9 protein-coding genes are annotated in these 17041 nt (G+C 43.5%); all 9 read left to right on the top strand.

Annotated elements, in window-relative coordinates; genetic code table 11:
* The first annotated feature begins 27 nt into the window (after positions 1-27).
* Positions 28-1110, top strand: a complete 1083-nt coding sequence (locus FOC45_RS08550) for a bifunctional 3-deoxy-7-phosphoheptulonate synthase/chorismate mutase type II (RefSeq protein ID WP_009388681.1) — start codon at positions 28-30, stop codon at positions 1108-1110.
* Between the two features lie 78 nt (positions 1111-1188).
* Positions 1189-2115, top strand: a complete 927-nt coding sequence (locus tag FOC45_RS08545; RefSeq protein WP_009388680.1) for a Dyp-type peroxidase — start codon at positions 1189-1191, stop codon at positions 2113-2115.
* Positions 2116-2118: 3 nt separating this feature from the next.
* The gene (locus FOC45_RS08540; RefSeq protein ID WP_009388679.1) at positions 2119-5277 is read left to right on the top strand and encodes an exodeoxyribonuclease V subunit beta; all 3159 of its coding nucleotides are present in this window, start codon (positions 2119-2121) and stop codon (positions 5275-5277) included.
* Between the two features lie 365 nt (positions 5278-5642).
* The gene (locus tag FOC45_RS08535) at positions 5643-8786 is read left to right on the top strand and encodes a TonB-dependent receptor (RefSeq protein ID WP_009388678.1); all 3144 of its coding nucleotides are present in this window, start codon (positions 5643-5645) and stop codon (positions 8784-8786) included.
* A 30-nt stretch (positions 8787-8816) separates the two neighbouring features.
* Positions 8817-10490: a RagB/SusD family nutrient uptake outer membrane protein gene (locus FOC45_RS08530; RefSeq protein ID WP_009388677.1), complete on the top strand. Its 1674-nt coding sequence runs from the start codon at positions 8817-8819 to the stop codon at positions 10488-10490.
* Entirely contained in the window at positions 10477-11859 is a 1383-nt protein-coding gene (locus FOC45_RS08525) for a DUF4960 domain-containing protein (protein WP_009388676.1), read from the top strand. Before FOC45_RS08530 ends, FOC45_RS08525 begins: the two co-directional genes overlap by 14 nt.
* A gap of 14 nt (positions 11860-11873) precedes the next feature.
* On the top strand, positions 11874-13331 hold the full coding sequence (locus FOC45_RS08520; RefSeq protein ID WP_009388675.1) for a glycoside hydrolase family 32 protein: 1458 nt from the start codon (positions 11874-11876) through the stop codon (positions 13329-13331).
* 301 nt (positions 13332-13632) lie between these two features.
* A complete protein-coding gene (locus FOC45_RS08515) occupies positions 13633-15852 on the top strand; it encodes a GH32 C-terminal domain-containing protein (protein ID WP_009388674.1) in 2220 nt (739 codons plus the stop codon).
* A 1-nt stretch (position 15853) separates the two neighbouring features.
* Positions 15854-17008 (top strand): MFS transporter, encoded by a 1155-nt coding sequence (locus FOC45_RS08510; protein WP_255359616.1) that lies wholly within the window; start codon positions 15854-15856, stop codon positions 17006-17008.
* Positions 17009-17041: the final 33 nt, after the last annotated feature.

Here is a 17041-nt window from a genome sequence, read left to right as displayed (position 1 = left end):
ATACCTAATAACTAACGACTAAATATAATGGAAATAGCACAAAAGAACCGTCAGTGGTTAGATGATTTAGCCCTCGACCACCCCGTAGTAATAGCAGGCCCTTGCAGTGCCGAAACAGAAGAGCAGGTACTCAACATAGCACATAGTCTTAAGGATACTGATGTGTCATTCTTCCGTGCTGGTATCTGGAAGCCTCGTACCCGCCCCGGTATGTTTGAGGGTGTGGGAGCTTTAGGTCTGAAATGGTTGCAACGTGTAAAAGAAGAGACAGGGCTTAAGATAGCAACTGAAGTAGCCAATAAAGACCACGTAAAGCTCGCCTTAGAGCACGACATCGACCTATTGTGGATAGGGGCGCGCTCTACCGTTAGTCCGTTTATCATTCAAGAGATAGCCGATGAGCTGAAAGGTACTGATAAGATAGTATTGGTGAAAAACCCAGTAAACCCCGACCTCGCTCTTTGGATAGGGGCTATCGAGCGGCTACAGCGTGCCGGAGTTGAGAAGTTAGGGGTGATACATCGTGGGTTTTCTACTTATGAAAAGACCAAATACCGCAACATACCCGAATGGCAATTAGTGATAGAATTGCAGAATAAATTCCCGTTGCTACCTATCATCTGCGACCCTTCGCACATCACCGGTAAGCGCGAACTTATCTTCGATGTATCGCAAACTGCCCTCGACCTCAATTTCGATGGCCTGATGATTGAGACCCACTGCACCCCCGATGCTGCGTGGAGCGATGCCGCTCAGCAAATCACTCCAGAGCGTTTGGTGCAGATTATGAACGACTTGCGCATTAGGCAGGTCTCTACTAACCAAGAAGATTACGTTAGCAAACTAAGCACTCTACGCTCTCATATCGACATCATAGACGATCAGTTATTAGACCTGCTTAAGAAGCGTATGAATATTTCTGATGAAATTGGCACTCTAAAGAAAGCTAACAATGTGGCTATCCTGCAGAATCAACGCTGGCACGAAATACTCGGCAAGGTAATCTCAGAGGGAGAACAATACGGACTTAGTGAAGAGTTTATCATACAGGTATTTAAGGCGATTCACCAAGAATCTATCAACAGACAAACCGCAGTAATTAGCAGCTAGTAGATTAGTCGTTAGAACAGTGTCACTTTCTAACGACTAACGACTAATAACTAACTACTGAAAATAAAAATAGAAATAATGAATTATCAGAATGTAACCGATTTGCCTAATAACAATACTGTCTTTTTGGTATGGGCATTTAAGAAAAATACAGACAAAACACAACTAAAAGATACTTTTTCAAAAGTATGTGGCTTGGTAGGAAACCTCAACAACTCGGTAGCCGACCGCTTCCCCGAAGCGCGTGCGAGTGTAACCATAGGCATTAGCCATAGGGCGTGGCTTACCTTAGGGTTACCCCAACCGCTCCCCAAAGAGCTTAAGGATTTTCAGCCTATCAAAGGTAGCAAACACACAGCCGTAGCTACTGAAGGCGATTTGCACTTTCACATTCGTGCGCATAACCCTAGCTTAGCTTATGATATGGCAGCTGCTATCAGCGATGTGTTGCAACCTATAGCCGATTGCATAGTGAATGTACAGGGTTTTAGGTATTGGGACGGGCGTGCTATTATCGGTTTTGTAGACGGCACCGAAAACCCACGAGGCGAAGAACGCAAACAGTTTGCGGTTGTAGGCGATGAAGACCCTAACTACCAAGGCGGAAGCTACTTATTTGTGCAAAAGTATGTGCACGATATGAACGCTTGGCGTTCGTTACCCGTTAGCGAACAAGAAAAAGTAATAGGTCGCAGCAAAGAAATGGATATAGAAATGGATGAGGATACCAAACCTACAAATGCTCATTCAGCACTTGCCAATGTAGGCGATGACCTGAAAGTAGTGAGAGATAATATGCCTTTCCACGACCCAGTGAGTCATCAAATGGGCACTTACTTTATCTGCTACGCCAATACATTCAGCACGGTAGAAAAGATGCTTACGAATATGTTTGTAGGCAACCCCGTAGGTAATTACGACCGCTTATTAGATTTCAGCACTGCCGAAACAGGAACCCTTTTCTTTGTGCCTTCTTTAGATATGCTTGATGAATTCGCAGGATAAAAAATGAGCTATACGATTTACAACGCTTCAGCAGGGTCAGGCAAGACCTATAGCCTCGTGAAGGCTTATTTGCAAATTGTACTTAGTACCCTCAATGTAGAGCAGTTTAGACAGCTGCTCGCTATTACCTTTACTAACAAGGCGGTGTTCGAGATGAAGAACCGTATTATTGAGCTGTTGGGTAAGTTTAGCGAGGATACGATGCTGCATACCCCCCACAGTATGTTTACCGAATTGTGCAAAAGTCTGCATCTCACCCCTAAAGAGCTGCAAGACCGTTCGGCTAAGACGTTAGAATACCTATTGCATAACTACGCTGCCTTTAATATTAGCACTATTGACGGCTTCAACCACCAACTGATACGCCATTTCTCTCACGATTTACACCTTAATCCTTTCTTTGAAGTGCAGTTGGACAGTCAAACCCTCTTAGAACGCGCTGTAGACAACCTAATGAGCCAAGCAGGTGCGGGCGATAAGGAGCTCACTGAGTGGCTTATAGCTTTTTCTAACGAAAAGATAGACGAAGATAAGAACTGGGATACCTCTAAGGAGTTACTTGAAATAGCCAAGATGCTCACTAACGAAAACCATTATAGTCAGCTGCAATCGCTAAAAGACAAAGAGCTAAGCGATTTCGCTACCCTAAAGAAGTCCCTAAGTGAGTATAAAGAGCAAGCGGCACAGCTTATACAAACCACAGCACTCTCTTTTATGCAACTCTTAGACCGTCACGGATTAGATAAGGGGGCTTTCAATGGTGGTCATCTGTACAATTTCTTCCAAAAACTAACGCTTAGTCCTCAGAAAGAACCCGCTTGGGGTAGTGGTTGGCAGAATAACTTGTTAAAAGGTGAACCAATGTACGGCAAAACAGCCGCTAAAACCCTTGATACTGCTCTTATCGATAGCCTACAACCTCAGATTACTACTTATTTTGAAGATATACAGAATGCTTTTGGTACGCTCAACTTTATGCAAAACGCCCTAAAGTACCTTCCCCCTTTGGCTTTGCTAAACCGTATCCAAAAAGAAATAGCGCTTATCAAAGAGGAAGAGAACATCTTACCTATATGGGAGTTCAATGGCGTAATTTCTTCAGAGCTGAGTACTCAGCCAGCGCCTTTTATTTATGAGCGTATAGGCGAGAAGTTTCGTCATTATTTCATCGATGAGTTTCAAGACACCTCAGTGCTGCAATGGCAGAACTTTATACCGCTTATCCTCAATGCAGTGCAAAGTCAAGTAAACCACCAAGCGGGTTCAGTGCTATTAGTAGGCGATGCGAAACAGTCTATCTACCGCTGGCGAGGTGGGAAAGCAGAACAGTTTATGAGGCTGTATAGTGGTAAAGAAGACCCATTTAAAGTCCCGCTCAACACTGTTAATTTGGCTGAAAACTACCGTAGTTTAAAGCAAATTATAGACTTCAACAATGCGTTTTCCCCTTTTGTAGCAAAGCTTTTCACCATAGGAGAATACCAAGATCTTTACGAAGCAGCTGCCCAAAACTATCCAAAAAGTACCTTAGCAGAGGGTTATGTAAATATTTCGTTTATCAACACCGCGCAAGAAGAGGAGGAAGAAGAGAGAGAAGAAGAAACTAAAGACGATACCCTCACCCCGCGCGAGAAGAGTTATTGCGAGGCTATACTACAGAAAGTAAGGCACGCCAATGAGGCAGGAGCTGATGATAAAGACATCACTATATTAGTGCGCACTAACAAAGAGGGCGCTGCGGTAGCCTCATTCTTATCAAGCAAAGGGCGCAAAGTCATCTCTCCCGACTCTTTGTTACTGCAAAACGTACCCTCAGTGCAGTTCCTTATAGCCCTACTGCAGTTGCTTTACCACCCCGAAAGCGAAGACCTAAAGGCCAAGATGCTCTTTGCCTTTATTCGAGCTAACGGCAAGGGGACGGAGCAGCCTCATACTTTCTTAAGCAAGTACGCATACCAGCCTGTGAGTACTTTCTTTGCCGACTTTCATTTTTCTATAGAAACGTTTAACCAATATTCACTATACGAAGGAGTAACATTAGCGGTAAACTGCTTCGAGGTGGCACGCCATTCAGATGCCTACCTCACCCACTTTATCGACCTTATTTTCGACTTCAAGAATGCCCGCAAAGGAGGCTTAGCCGACTTCTTAGACTTCTGGGAAGACCAAAAAGAAAAGCTTAGTATCAGTTCACCCGAAGGTCTTAACGCTATCACCGTGATGACCGTACATAAGAGCAAAGGGCTCTCAGCCCCCGTGATTATCTATGCCTTTGCCGATAGCAAGTTAGAAGACGGTCGTGGCGAAATGATATGGTACCCTGTCTCAGCCGAGAACTTCGCTGGTTTTGACTATCTATTGGTGAAGAGCAGTAAGAATATTGAAAACTATGGAGCGGCATCCACTATTCTCAACGAGCAACACCAGCAACACCTCCTCGACCAGATAAATGTGCTATACGTGGCGATGACCCGTCCTGAGTCGTCTCTCTATGTTATCACTTCGCTCCCTGAGAAAGAGATTAACACTTACGGCACGCTCCTCCGCGATTTTCTAAAACATAAAGGAGATTGGAATGAGGAGATTACTGAGTATGAATATGGCAGTCCTATACTAGCTAAAAAGAAAGAAGAAACAAATGCCGATAGCTATGTGTTGTTTCAGAAAGGGTGGGCAGCTCCTCATTATAAGATAGCTACAGGAGCCTCACTGCTATGGAACACCCACCAACAGCAAGCCCTCGAAAGAGGAAACCTCATACACAGCCTCTTTTCGCAACTAACCTATGCCACCGACTTGGGGTCGGTACTAAGCGAGGCGCTACAAGAGGGCACCCTCACCGAGGAGCAATACCAACTGCTGAAGCCTCAAATAGAAACCCTACTAAGCGAGCCGCAGATAGCAGCTTTCTTTACTGATGAGTACCATTACTTCATCGAACGCGAGTTTGTAGACAGCAAGGGCAAATACTTCCGTCCTGATAGGATAGCCTATCACCCTACCACTCGCGAAGCCTACCTTATCGATTACAAAACAGGGCAGCCTAACCCTCAATACCACCAACAGCTATTGTACTATGCCCAAAACCTACAAACCATAGGTTGGCAAGTAAAAGGCAAATACTTAGTATATTTAGATGAGGGAACAGTAGTTAAGTGTTAAGCTACCCCCCCCAATATACCGAAGAACTTTGCACAGTAAAAGCACTAAACTTTTTACTGTGCAAAGTTCTAATTGTTTTTATAGATAAGTTTTTATACTCCCGAAATAATACACATATATAATCGACAAATATTTGTTAAAACGAAATAAATAGAAAAATACAACTATCAATTTTGTTGCATATACTATAAAAAATGTATAAGTGTCTTTTATTCAATGTGTTGATGATTTTTTTTGTGCTGTTTTCTTTATACTTCTCCCTGTTTTTTTGCTAAAAAATGATAGCTTTTGACTAGTTTTTGATAGTGCATTGCTTTCTTTTTCTCTACCTTTGCCACCGAAAATTAATCGCAAAAAACACCAATATGATGAGTAGAAAAATAAACAAACGCATTTTACTGTCGCTTTTACTCTGTAACTTTTCAGGAGCTCTTTTTTCCCAAGAAGTAATCGGAGTAGTGAAAGCAAAGGCCGATAACACTCCCATGATGGGGGTAACGGTGATGGTGAAAAACAAATCGGTAGGTGCTTCTACTGATTTTGATGGGAATTACACCCTTCATCCCGTCGCTGCCACTGATAGTTTGGTCTTTTCATATATAGGCTACAAAACCCAAACAGTAGCCGTGAAAGGGCGCAAGAACATAAGTGTAAGCTTAGAAGAAGAAGTCACTGCCTTAGAGGGCGTTACCGTATCAGTCGGTTATCGTACTGAACGTAAAACCGACCTTACCGGAGCAGTTTCGGTAGTAAAAGTAAACGAAATGATGTCTACTGCCGAAAATAACCCTATGAAAGCCCTTCAAGGTCGTGTAGCAGGTATGCAAGTAACCGATAACGGAGGCCCTGCAGGTAAGGCAACTATTCGCATTCGCGGTATCGGTACGCTCAATAACAACGACCCTCTTTATATTATTGATGGGGTGCCTACTCAAGGCGGTATGCACGAGTTAAATTCTAATGATATAGAGAGCATACAAGTGTTGCGCGATGCTTCGGCTGCCAGTATCTATGGGTCGCGTGCTGCTAATGGAGTTATCGTTATTACCACTAAAAAAGGTAAGAAAGGTGTGCTGAAAGTAGATTTTGACCATTATACTACCGTGTCGATGTTCCACTCTCGGATGAAAATGCTTAATTCTAACGAGTATGCACAAGTACTTTGGAAAGCAGCTGTTAATAGAGGAGGAAACCCTAACCAAAATCCTCTTGGTATTCATTATGATTATACTACCGATGCTAATGGGCATAGTACTCTCAACAATTTGTACTATCCGCGTGAGTATTTTGATAAAACAGGTAGCCCAATGTTGCCTTCTAATACCGATTGGTTCAAGGAAATCACTCGTATGGGGGTAACCGAATCGTACAACCTTTCAGTAACCAATGGTACAGAAAAAGGTAACTACTTCCTTTCTTTGGGCTACTACAACAATGATGGTTTGGTGAAAAATACTGACTTCTCTCGTCTTTCAGCTCGTATTAATACCGATTACAAGCTCTTTGGCGATGTGGTAACTATAGGCGAAAACTTCACTGTAAACCGCACTAGTGAGGTAGAACAACCTAACCAAATCACCGAATCGGCAATGATAGCAGTACCTTTTATTCCGGTGCGCACTACCGATGGCAAACACTGGGGAGGGCCTGTAAATGGTTTGCCCGACCGTCAGAATCCAGCACGCCTTGTAGCCGATAATAAAGATAACCGCTATAACTATTGGCGTATGTTTGGTAATGCCTTTATCAACATTCAGCCTATCAAAGGTTTAAATATACGTTCTAACTTCGGTTTGGATTACGGTAATTTCTACAAACGCGTGCTTAACCGTTCGTATGTTTCAGGATTTATGGAAGAAGGTAAAGAAAGAACTTTCTCTCAACTCGAGCAAGCTCATTGGACTAAATGGAACTGGGCAAACACAGCTACTTACGACTTTGAATTTGGCAAGAGTCGTTTTGAAACCTTAGTAGGTATGGAAATGTTCTCGCAAGAAGACCTCAATTTTGCTATCAAGGGTAATAATCTCGCTATAGAAACACCTGAATATATGTGGCCTACTTTGGCAACAGGAGGTGTGAGTGGTAGCGGTTCTTCTACTGGATATAAGTTGCTCTCTTTCTTCGGAAAAATCAACTATGCTTTTGATAATAAATACCTAGCTTCTGTAACCCTCCGCCGCGATGGCTCTTCACGTTTTGCTAAGGATAATCGTTGGGGTACTTTCCCTGCGTTCAACTTAGGTTGGCGTCTTTCTCAAGAATCTTTTATGGAGAAAACTCGCAACACAGTATCTGAACTTAAGTTGCGCTTTGGTTGGGGGCAAAATGGTAACCAAGATATCAATAACTACGCTATTTATGACATCTTCGACCCTTACTATGGGGTAACCGGCGACTTCATTTGGAACGGTATCTGGAAAACTTCTTACGATATTGAAGGTAAAGGCTCTGGGCAATTAGCTTCAGGGTTCCGCCGTACACGCCTCGGTAACAAAAACCTCAAATGGGAAACCACAACCCAAACTAACTTCGGTCTTGACTTCGGTTTCTTCAATAATAGCCTATATGGCTCTGCTGAATATTATATCAAAAACACTAAAGACATCTTGGTAGAACCTCCTTACGCAGGTATCAAAGGCGAAGGAGCTTACCAATGGATGAATGGTGCTGCAGTAGAGAACAAAGGTTTAGAAGTATCTGTAGGCTATCGCAATGAAACTAAAGCCGGACTTAAATATGACATCAATGCCAATATAGCAGCCAACAGAAATAAGATTACCGAACTTCCTACTTCTGTAATCAACTCTTACGGGGGCAATGGTAAATGGGATAATGGCTTAGGTCGCCCTATAGGTTCTAATGCCTTCTATGGCTATGTAGCCGATGGTATCTTCAAAACTCAAGAAGAGGTGAATCAGCACCCACAACAGAATGGTAAAGGTATTGGTCGTATTCGTTACCGCGATTTGAACAACGATGGTGTAGTAAATGAAGACGACCGCACTTGGATAGGCAATCCACAACCCGATTTCATCTATGGTCTTAACTTCTATTTAGAGTACAAAAACTTTGATTTTACAGTCTTCTTCCAAGGAGTACATAATGTAGATGTAGTCTCTAACGTAAAACGCCACACCGATTTCTGGAGTGTACAAGATACCTATGGTAACAAAGGTCGCCGTTTGCTCGATGCTTTCGACCCCGTTACTAATCCAGACTCTGATATACCAAGTGTATCAAGCGTAGATGATAATAACGAAGGGCGTATGTCTACTTACTATGTAGAAAACGGTTCATACCTCAAACTCCGCAATGTACAATTAGGTTATACTTTGCCTAAAGAACTATCTGAAAGAATAAAACTCAGCAAGTTGCGCTTGTATGTAAGCGGACAAAACCTCCTTACTATCAAGAGCAAGTCATTTACTGGTAAAGACCCTGAAAACCCTAATTACGGCTATCCTATTCCTATTACTTTCACAATGGGGCTTAATGCTAGCTTCTAGTACTAATACCTAAATCTAAATAATTAACAAATGAAAAAGATAATATATACCACCGCGATATGTGCAGCACTCTTTACAACAAGCTGCAGTTTTTTAGACGATAATCCTCAAGGGATTATGAGCGATAAAGAGGCTATATCTAAAGCTGATGAGCTCGCTATCGCTGCCTATGCCTCTTTAGGTAATGACCATTATGATTCGCCTTTTAGCCTTTGGATTTACGGCAATGTGCGTGCTGATGATGCCTATAAAGGAGGACAAGACGTGAGCGACATTCAGGTGTTCCATTTCTACGAAACAGCTCAAAATATCGACCCTACTTATGCCGAGCCCGATAAGTTTTGGTTTATGTGCTACCAAGCCATTTCGCGTACTAATATTGCTTTGCGTGCTTTGCAACAGGCCTCTGATAACGATGTGCCTAACCGCCAATCTCGTATAGGCGAAATGTACTTCTTGCGTGGGCACTTCTACTTCCAGCTAAAAATAATCTTTGGACATATTCCGTTTGTAGATGAAAATACAGCTGATAGTGCTTACGAAACCACCCCTAACACCTTGCCTAACGATGAGCAGTGGCAAAAAATAGCCTCTGACTTCAAAAAAGCATATGACCTATTGCCTGTTGCTCAGTCTCAAAAAGGAAGAGCTACCAAAGCTGCAGCTGCTGCTTACCTTGCTAAAACCTATTTGTATAAAGCCTATCGCCAAAGCGATAACAATAGTCTGACTAATATTAATAGCCAAGACTTACAAGAAGTCCTTACTTATACCAATGAGGTTTTAGGTTCTGCTTATGGTTTAGAAGATGATTTTGCTTTCAACTTCCTCCCAGGCAGCTACGAAAATGGTAAAGAATCACTCTTTGCTGTGCAATACTCAGTAGATGATGGCACTCAATACGGAAGCCTCAACTGGGGTGATGTACTCTCTGTACCTCAAAAGTTAGGCTGCTGCGACTTCCATAAGCCTAGTCAGAACTTGGTGAACGCATTCAAAACCGTAAATGGATTGCCCGATTTTGATAACTTCAATAACAACGATTACAACGCCGCTACCGATAAAACCGACCCTCGTTTGTTCCATACGGTTGCCTTACCTGGTTTGCCTTATAAGTACAATACAGAATTGATTTACAAAAACGACTGGAACCGCAATAGCAATGTATACGGCTTCTATGCTTCCCTCAAAGAAAACGTAGACCCTTCTTGCTCTTGCTTCCGCAATATCAACCCATTCCGTGGTAACTCCAAGAACCGTATCGTGTTGCGCTATGCCGATGTGCTCTTAATGCGTGCCGAAGCCCTTATCGAGCTCAATCGTAGCAACGAAGCCCTTGCTCTTATCAACCAAGTGCGCCAACGTGCTAAACAGAGTATGTCAATGATTCCTTATGCCACCAATACCGATATAGCTTTATACCAAGATGGCGTAAACATCACTTGGAATCAAGAAAACGCCCGCAAAGCACTTCGTTGGGAACGCCGTTTAGAGTTCGCAATGGAAGGCAGCCGCTTCTTCGACCTTGTGCGTTGGGGTATTGCCGACCAAGTGCTCAACGACTATTTCGCTAAGGAAAAAATACGTCGCCCTGCTATATACAGCAATGCGCACTTCACCAAAAACAAGAATGAGTACATCCCTATTCCACAAAACCAAATAGGGTACGTTAAAGGTATTTACAAACAAAATGCAGGATTCTAATATGAAAACAACAGTATACAAATTCGCCCTTATAGCAGCTATATTCGGCTTGTTCAGCTGCGACGAAAAACACGAAGGCGAACTTATCAACGATAAAGAAGCCAAGATTAACGCTTTCCAAGCCAATGGTATTGACGGCATTATAGACGAACAGAAACAAACCATTACCGTCTATGCTCCTTGGTCAGCTTCCCTTAATAGTATGACTACCTCCCTCAGCTTGCCTGAGGGGGCTACCTCAGTGCCCAAAGCTGCCGCTAATGTAGATTTGAGCAGTGGCGCTAAGTACCGCATCTTCAACGGCAACCTATATTGGGACTATACCGTTACAGCTCAGTACCCCAAGATAGAGAACTTTGCTATTGGCAAATACAAAGCCACTATCGACCACAGTACCGGTAAAATTAGTGTAAAATACCCTAAAGGAGAAAGTCTTACCGCGCTAACCCCTACCTTTAGTACTACCCCTAATGCTACCGTAAGCCCTGCTTCCGGAGTTGCCCAAAACTTCACTCAAAGCGTTACCTACACTATGAATTATCGCGGTGAGAGTTTTACCTACAATGTAGAGATTATCCCTACCAACTTTGCAGCGATTGCCTTTGTAGGTACTGCCAACAGTGCTTCGGCTATCGCCAATGAAGATGAGAAAGCAGCTTACGCTTGGCTTGTCGAAAACTACGACACTGCTAAATATATCTCGTTCAGCGACATCAAAGACGGCAAAGTCAATCTCAACAACTACAAAGTGATTTGGTGGCATTACGATGTCGTAGGCACTCACGATATGCCTGCCGATGCTACTAATGACGTAGTGGTGAACAAGATGAAACAGTACTATGCCAATGGAGGCTCATTCCTATTGACCTCTTGGGCAGGTCAGTACGCCACTACTTTAGGTATGGTGCTTAGCGGTAAAATGGTGAACAATATGTGGAATGAAGGCAAGAATCCTGAATCCGTAGGCGATGACTGGGGCATTAGTTTCAGAGGAAATGAGTCACACCCACTCTTCAAAGGATTGAACAAAATCAGTGGTAGAACCGATGCCGCCTATCTCCTCTCAAAAGAAGCCAAGCGCCGCGACCATAACACTATATGGAATCTGAAAGACTTTGGTGACTATAAAGACAATGTGCCTTTGTGGAAAACCGAAACTGGAGCCGAACTCCTTGCCAGCTACCATTGGGATAACGAAATGAAGCGCGCCACTATCTACGAGTTCCCTAAACGTGGCAACACAGGGCGCACTCTCTGCATTGGTATCGGTAGTTACGATTGGTATAACGAAGACAATTCTCCTGCCAATACCTACAAAAGCAATATCGAATTGCTTACCGCTAACGCCCTAGAATACTTAGCAAACTAAATAAGATAACAACGATGAAAAAGATATTTCCAATTGCATTGTGCGCCGCTGCTCTCATAGCCTGCGATAAAAAAGAATATGTGAGCAACGACCCCAATGTCAATCTCGAAGCATCTACTTGCTACGAGGTACAAGATGGAAAAGCTGATTACCATACCTTCTTTCAGCCCAAAAAGGCGTGGGTAGGCGACCCTATGCCGTTCTACGACAATGGCAAGTTCCATATCTTCTACCTCTACGACCAGCGACCAGCGCCTGCAACCTTTCACCCTTGGTATAGCACCACCACTACCGATTTGGTGAACTATACCGATAACGGCGAAGCTATCCCCTGCGGTGCCAATGGTTCACACGAAGACGCCCTCGGTACAGGTGCTATATTCAAGGACGGTAACACCTATTACGCCTTCTATACAGGGCATAATGGCGATTTAGACCCCAAAGAAATCATCTATTGGGCTACTTCTACCGACCTAAAAACGTGGACGAAAGACACCCAACACGCCTTCCGTGCCCCTTGGGGATACGACCGAAATGAGTTCCGCGACCCTATCGTATTCAAAGAAGGAAACACCTACAAGATGCTCCTAAGTACCCGTGCCGATATAGGAAGCGGTGTTTGGAGAGCCGTAATAGCTCAATTCACCTCTACCGACTTGAAGAATTGGACGAAAGAATCCTCTAATCCCTTCTTTTATATCGAAAATAGCGAAGACGTATTTATGGTAGAATGCCCCGATGTATTCACTCAAGGCAACTACCAATACCTTATCTATTCCAATATCAAAACGCGCCAAGTGCAGTACAAATACCGTGCTATAGGGGCAACCAATTGGACAACCCCCGCACAACCCAATATAGACGATATAGCCTTTTATGCAGGCAAAACCGCTTCCGATGGCACACATCGCTATATATGGGGCTGGATACCTACCCGCGAAACATATTCCGATGGGGGCACTTACGGCTGGGGAGGCTCTTTAGCCGTTCATCAATTGGTGCAAACCCCCGATGGTACCCTAAATGTGAAAATGCCAGCAGCTTTCGATAGCAAACCTGCAGTATCCACTTCCTTGGGTAACGTAGCTTTGGATAATAACACACGCGTTTTCGGTCGCCTCAACAAAGGTTTTAATAAGATAGCAACTAAAATCAAAGCCAACACCGCTACCGAATTCGGACTAATATTCGGTGCTTGCGCAAGCCAATTAGAAACCTATCAAATCAACCTCAATCTCAGCGAAGGAAAGCTACAACTCAATCGCGTTCTAAAAGGAGGAGCCACCACTACTATCCAACAAGCAAAACTCCCCATAAGCACATCTAAAGAATACGAGGTAAAAGTAGTACAAGAAGGTTCTGCCGCAGTGGTATATATCAACAACACCACCGCCTTCTCTTTTCGTTCTTACAGAATGAACCAAAACCCTTGGGGCATTTTTGCTAACGGAATAGCCAATTTCCAATTCTAAGAATTGAATAATTTATAACGAATTGAGAAAATCATTGCAGATTCTTTAAGTATATCTTAAGTGGACACTAAGTGGACACTAAGTGGTTACTAAGTGGAGCTAAGCAGTAGAAAACGCATTGCAAAAAATGCAATAAAAACGGCAAAACGTTGAGAATTTTTCAATGATTGATGTTTTGTAGAGGCGAATGACAATTTGCCCTTCAATGATAAGGCAGCCTTTGCCTAATAAATCGCTTGTTTTGTTTTGTGAATTCAAAATAAAACACTACATTTGTATCATCTTTTAATAAGAAAAGAATATGAAAAGAAATAATATAACACTTGCCTATGGCATAGCTGCTTTAGCCCTTATAACAGCTTGCCAGCACCAAGAAGATGACCTCATTATCGAGGACTTCGAGTCAGGCACTTATGCCAATTGGACGGTAGAAGGCGATGCCTTTGGCGCGACTCCTGCCACTGGTAGCTATACCGGTCAGCAGCCCGTAATAGACTTTGAAGGTAAATACCTCGCCAATAGCTTCAATAATGGCGACGACTCTCGCGGAACCCTTACCTCTAAAGAGTTCACCATCGAGCGCAATTACATCAATTTCCTCATTGGCGGAGGTACTAATCCCGATACCTATATCGAGCTTTTAGTAGACGGAAAAAGTGTGTTAAAATCGCATTCTCTATTCGAGACCGAAACCCTACAATGGCTTACTTGGGACGTCAAAGCCTATAAAAACAAGAAAGCTACTATCCGCATTGTCGATAACCAACGAGGCGGATGGGGGCATATCCTCATCGACCAAATCGAACAAGGTAACAATAAAAAAAGCGTTTTTATGACCGATTACACTCGTACCTTCGAAGCTATAGATAAGTATCTCCTTATCCCTGTCGAAGACCAAGCCGTTGAAAACAGCGTGCAACTATCAGTAGAAGGCACTCCTATAGGCGTGCCAATGACTATTCGCATCGCCCAAAACAAAATCGACTATTGGGTGCCTATCGCTATCGAGGCGTACAAAGGCAAAAAAGTAACCCTTACTTTTGCAATAGCCAAAACTACCGATATGGGCTTAGCCGAAATCAAACAGTCGGCTGAATATAACTTCAATTACAACGAAAAATACCGCCCATCATACCACTTCACCCCTCAATACGGTTGGATGAACGACCCTAACGGAATGGTATACCTCGACGGAGTGTATCATCTCTTCTTCCAATATAATCCTTACGGAGCGCGTTGGGGCAATATGCACTGGGGGCACGCCATTTCTAAAGATTTAGTGAATTGGCAGTACCAGCCCACTGCCATAGCCCCCGATAAGTTAGGAGCAATTTTCTCAGGCAGTGCCGTGATTGACCACGATAACACAGCCGGTTTTGGCAAAGGGGCTATGATAGCTATTTTCACTTCAGCAGGCGACCGCCAGACACAGTCTATTGCTTACAGCCTCGATGGCGGAAAGACTTTCACCAAGTACGAAGGCAATCCTGTCCTCACCGATGCTAATATCATCGACTTCCGCGACCCCAAAGTATTCTGGCACGCACCCTCTAAACAATGGGTGATGAGCCTTGCCACTACCCAAACGATTACCTTCTATGGCTCTAAGAACCTCAAAGAATGGACGCGCCTCAGCAAGTTTGGCGAAGGTTTAGGTGGGCACGGTGGTGTGTGGGAATGCCCCGACCTCTTCCCGCTTACTTATGAAGGAAAAACCAAATGGGTGTTATTTGTGAGCATCAACCCTGGTGGACCTAATGGCGGAAGTGCCACTCAGTACTTCATCGGTAATTTTGATGGCAAAACCTTCACTCCCGATACTATGGACTATCCTCTTTGGTTAGACTATGGTCGCGATAATTATGCAGGAGTAACTTGGAGCAATGTCCCCACTACCGATGGTCGTCGCCTCTTCATAGGCTGGATGAGCAACTGGGATTACGCCAATGAAATTCCTACTGAAAACTTCCGTAGTGCGATGACCGTTGCCCGCACTTTGCGTTTAGCGCATAATGGCGAGCATTTGGTAGTAGCCAGTGAGCCCGTAAAAGAGGTGGAGAGCTTGCGTCGTGAACCCCTCTCTTTAGCCGATAAAACCCCCTCCAATACGGTAACTTTCGAGAACTTCTTGCCTAACAACCAAGGAGCCTACGAACTCATCTTTACGGTTACCCCTAATGATACCGATAGCTTTAGCTTTGCCCTCGAGAACGCCAAAGGTGAAACAATAAAATACCTATTCGATTGCGCTAACAAAACCCTATCGGTAGATCGCAGCAAGAGCAGTGTAGCCTTCAATGCCAATTTTGCCGAAACGCCTATCAAAGCACCCCTAACAGCTAAGAAGAGTTACACAGTACGTTTGTTGGTAGATAAGGCCTCTACTGAGCTATTTGTAAATAATGGTGAAGTGGTTCAAACCAATGCCGTATTCCCTACTGAGGTGTACAATACGCTTCGTTTTAAAACTGAAAAAGGCACGCTAAACCTTAATGATATAACCGTTTATAAATTGAAATAAAATGAAAAATAATTATCTAAAATATTTATTGCCCGTACTTCTATCATTCTTCTGTATGGGTTTTGTAGACCTTGTAGGCGCAGCCTCTAACTTTGTAAAAGACGATTTTGGCTTAACCGAAACCACTGCCAAAGCGCTTCCTGCGATGGTATTCTTTTGGTTTCTGCTTTTCTCAGTGCCTACAGGTGTACTGATGAGCAAAATAGGTCGTCGCAAAACCGTACTCCTCAGCTTAGTGATTACCATCTTAGCAATGGTAGTGCCCTTTATCAGCTACAATTACACCACTATGCTGGTAGCTTTCTCCTTGCTTGGTATTGGCAACACACTAATGCAAGTATCGCTTAACCCACTAATGTCAGCCATAGTAAAAGGCGACAAACTCGCCAGTTCACTCACTTTTGGTCAGTTTATCAAGGCAATAGCCTCGTTTTCTGCCCCCTTACTGATGAGTTTCTGCTTTGATAAATTCAATGATTGGCGACTCTTCTTCCTGCTCTTTATAGCTATCTCGGTAGTAACCCTCTTGTGGCTGGGTGCTACTCATATTGAAGAGGAGAAAAACGACAGCAAGAACGCCACCTTTGCCGAGTGTTTTGCACTACTTGCTAACCCTTATGTGCTCTTGTGTTTCATTGGTATTATGTGCCACGTAGGGATAGACGTAGGGGTTAATGCCTCAGCGCCCACAATCTTTATGGAGCGTTTAGGGCTTACCACCACCCAAGCCTCTTTTGCCACCAGCTGGTATTTCTTATTCCGTACTATAGGATGTCTGTCAGGAGCTTATATTCTCACCAAAGTATCTCCTAAGAGTTTCTTCACTCTTAGTGTCCTTTGTATGATAGCCTCAATGGCGATATTGTTCTTTTTCAGTGATAAAACAATGCTCTATATCGCTATTGCTTTAGTAGGTTTTGGTAACTCCAATGTGTTCTCAATCATCTTCTCGCAAGCCCTCTTGCAGAACCCTACTAAGAAAAATGAAGTATCAGGCTTAATGATTATGGGGCTCTTTGGCGGTACTATCTTCCCTTTTGCAATGGGCTTAGCCTCCGATGCAATGAACGGCTCACAGATAGGCGCCCTTATTGTCCTCAGCATAGGAGTATTATATCTATTGCTAATGAGCACCCGACTCAAAGCCAACGCTTAGCAGTTCGAAAACGCTGCTAATACTATGAAATCT

Source organism: Capnocytophaga sp. FDAARGOS_737 (genome assembly GCF_009730375.1).
Classification (GTDB): Bacteria; Bacteroidota; Bacteroidia; order Flavobacteriales; family Flavobacteriaceae; genus Capnocytophaga; species Capnocytophaga leadbetteri.
This window is presented reverse-complemented; position numbering and strand designations above follow the sequence as displayed.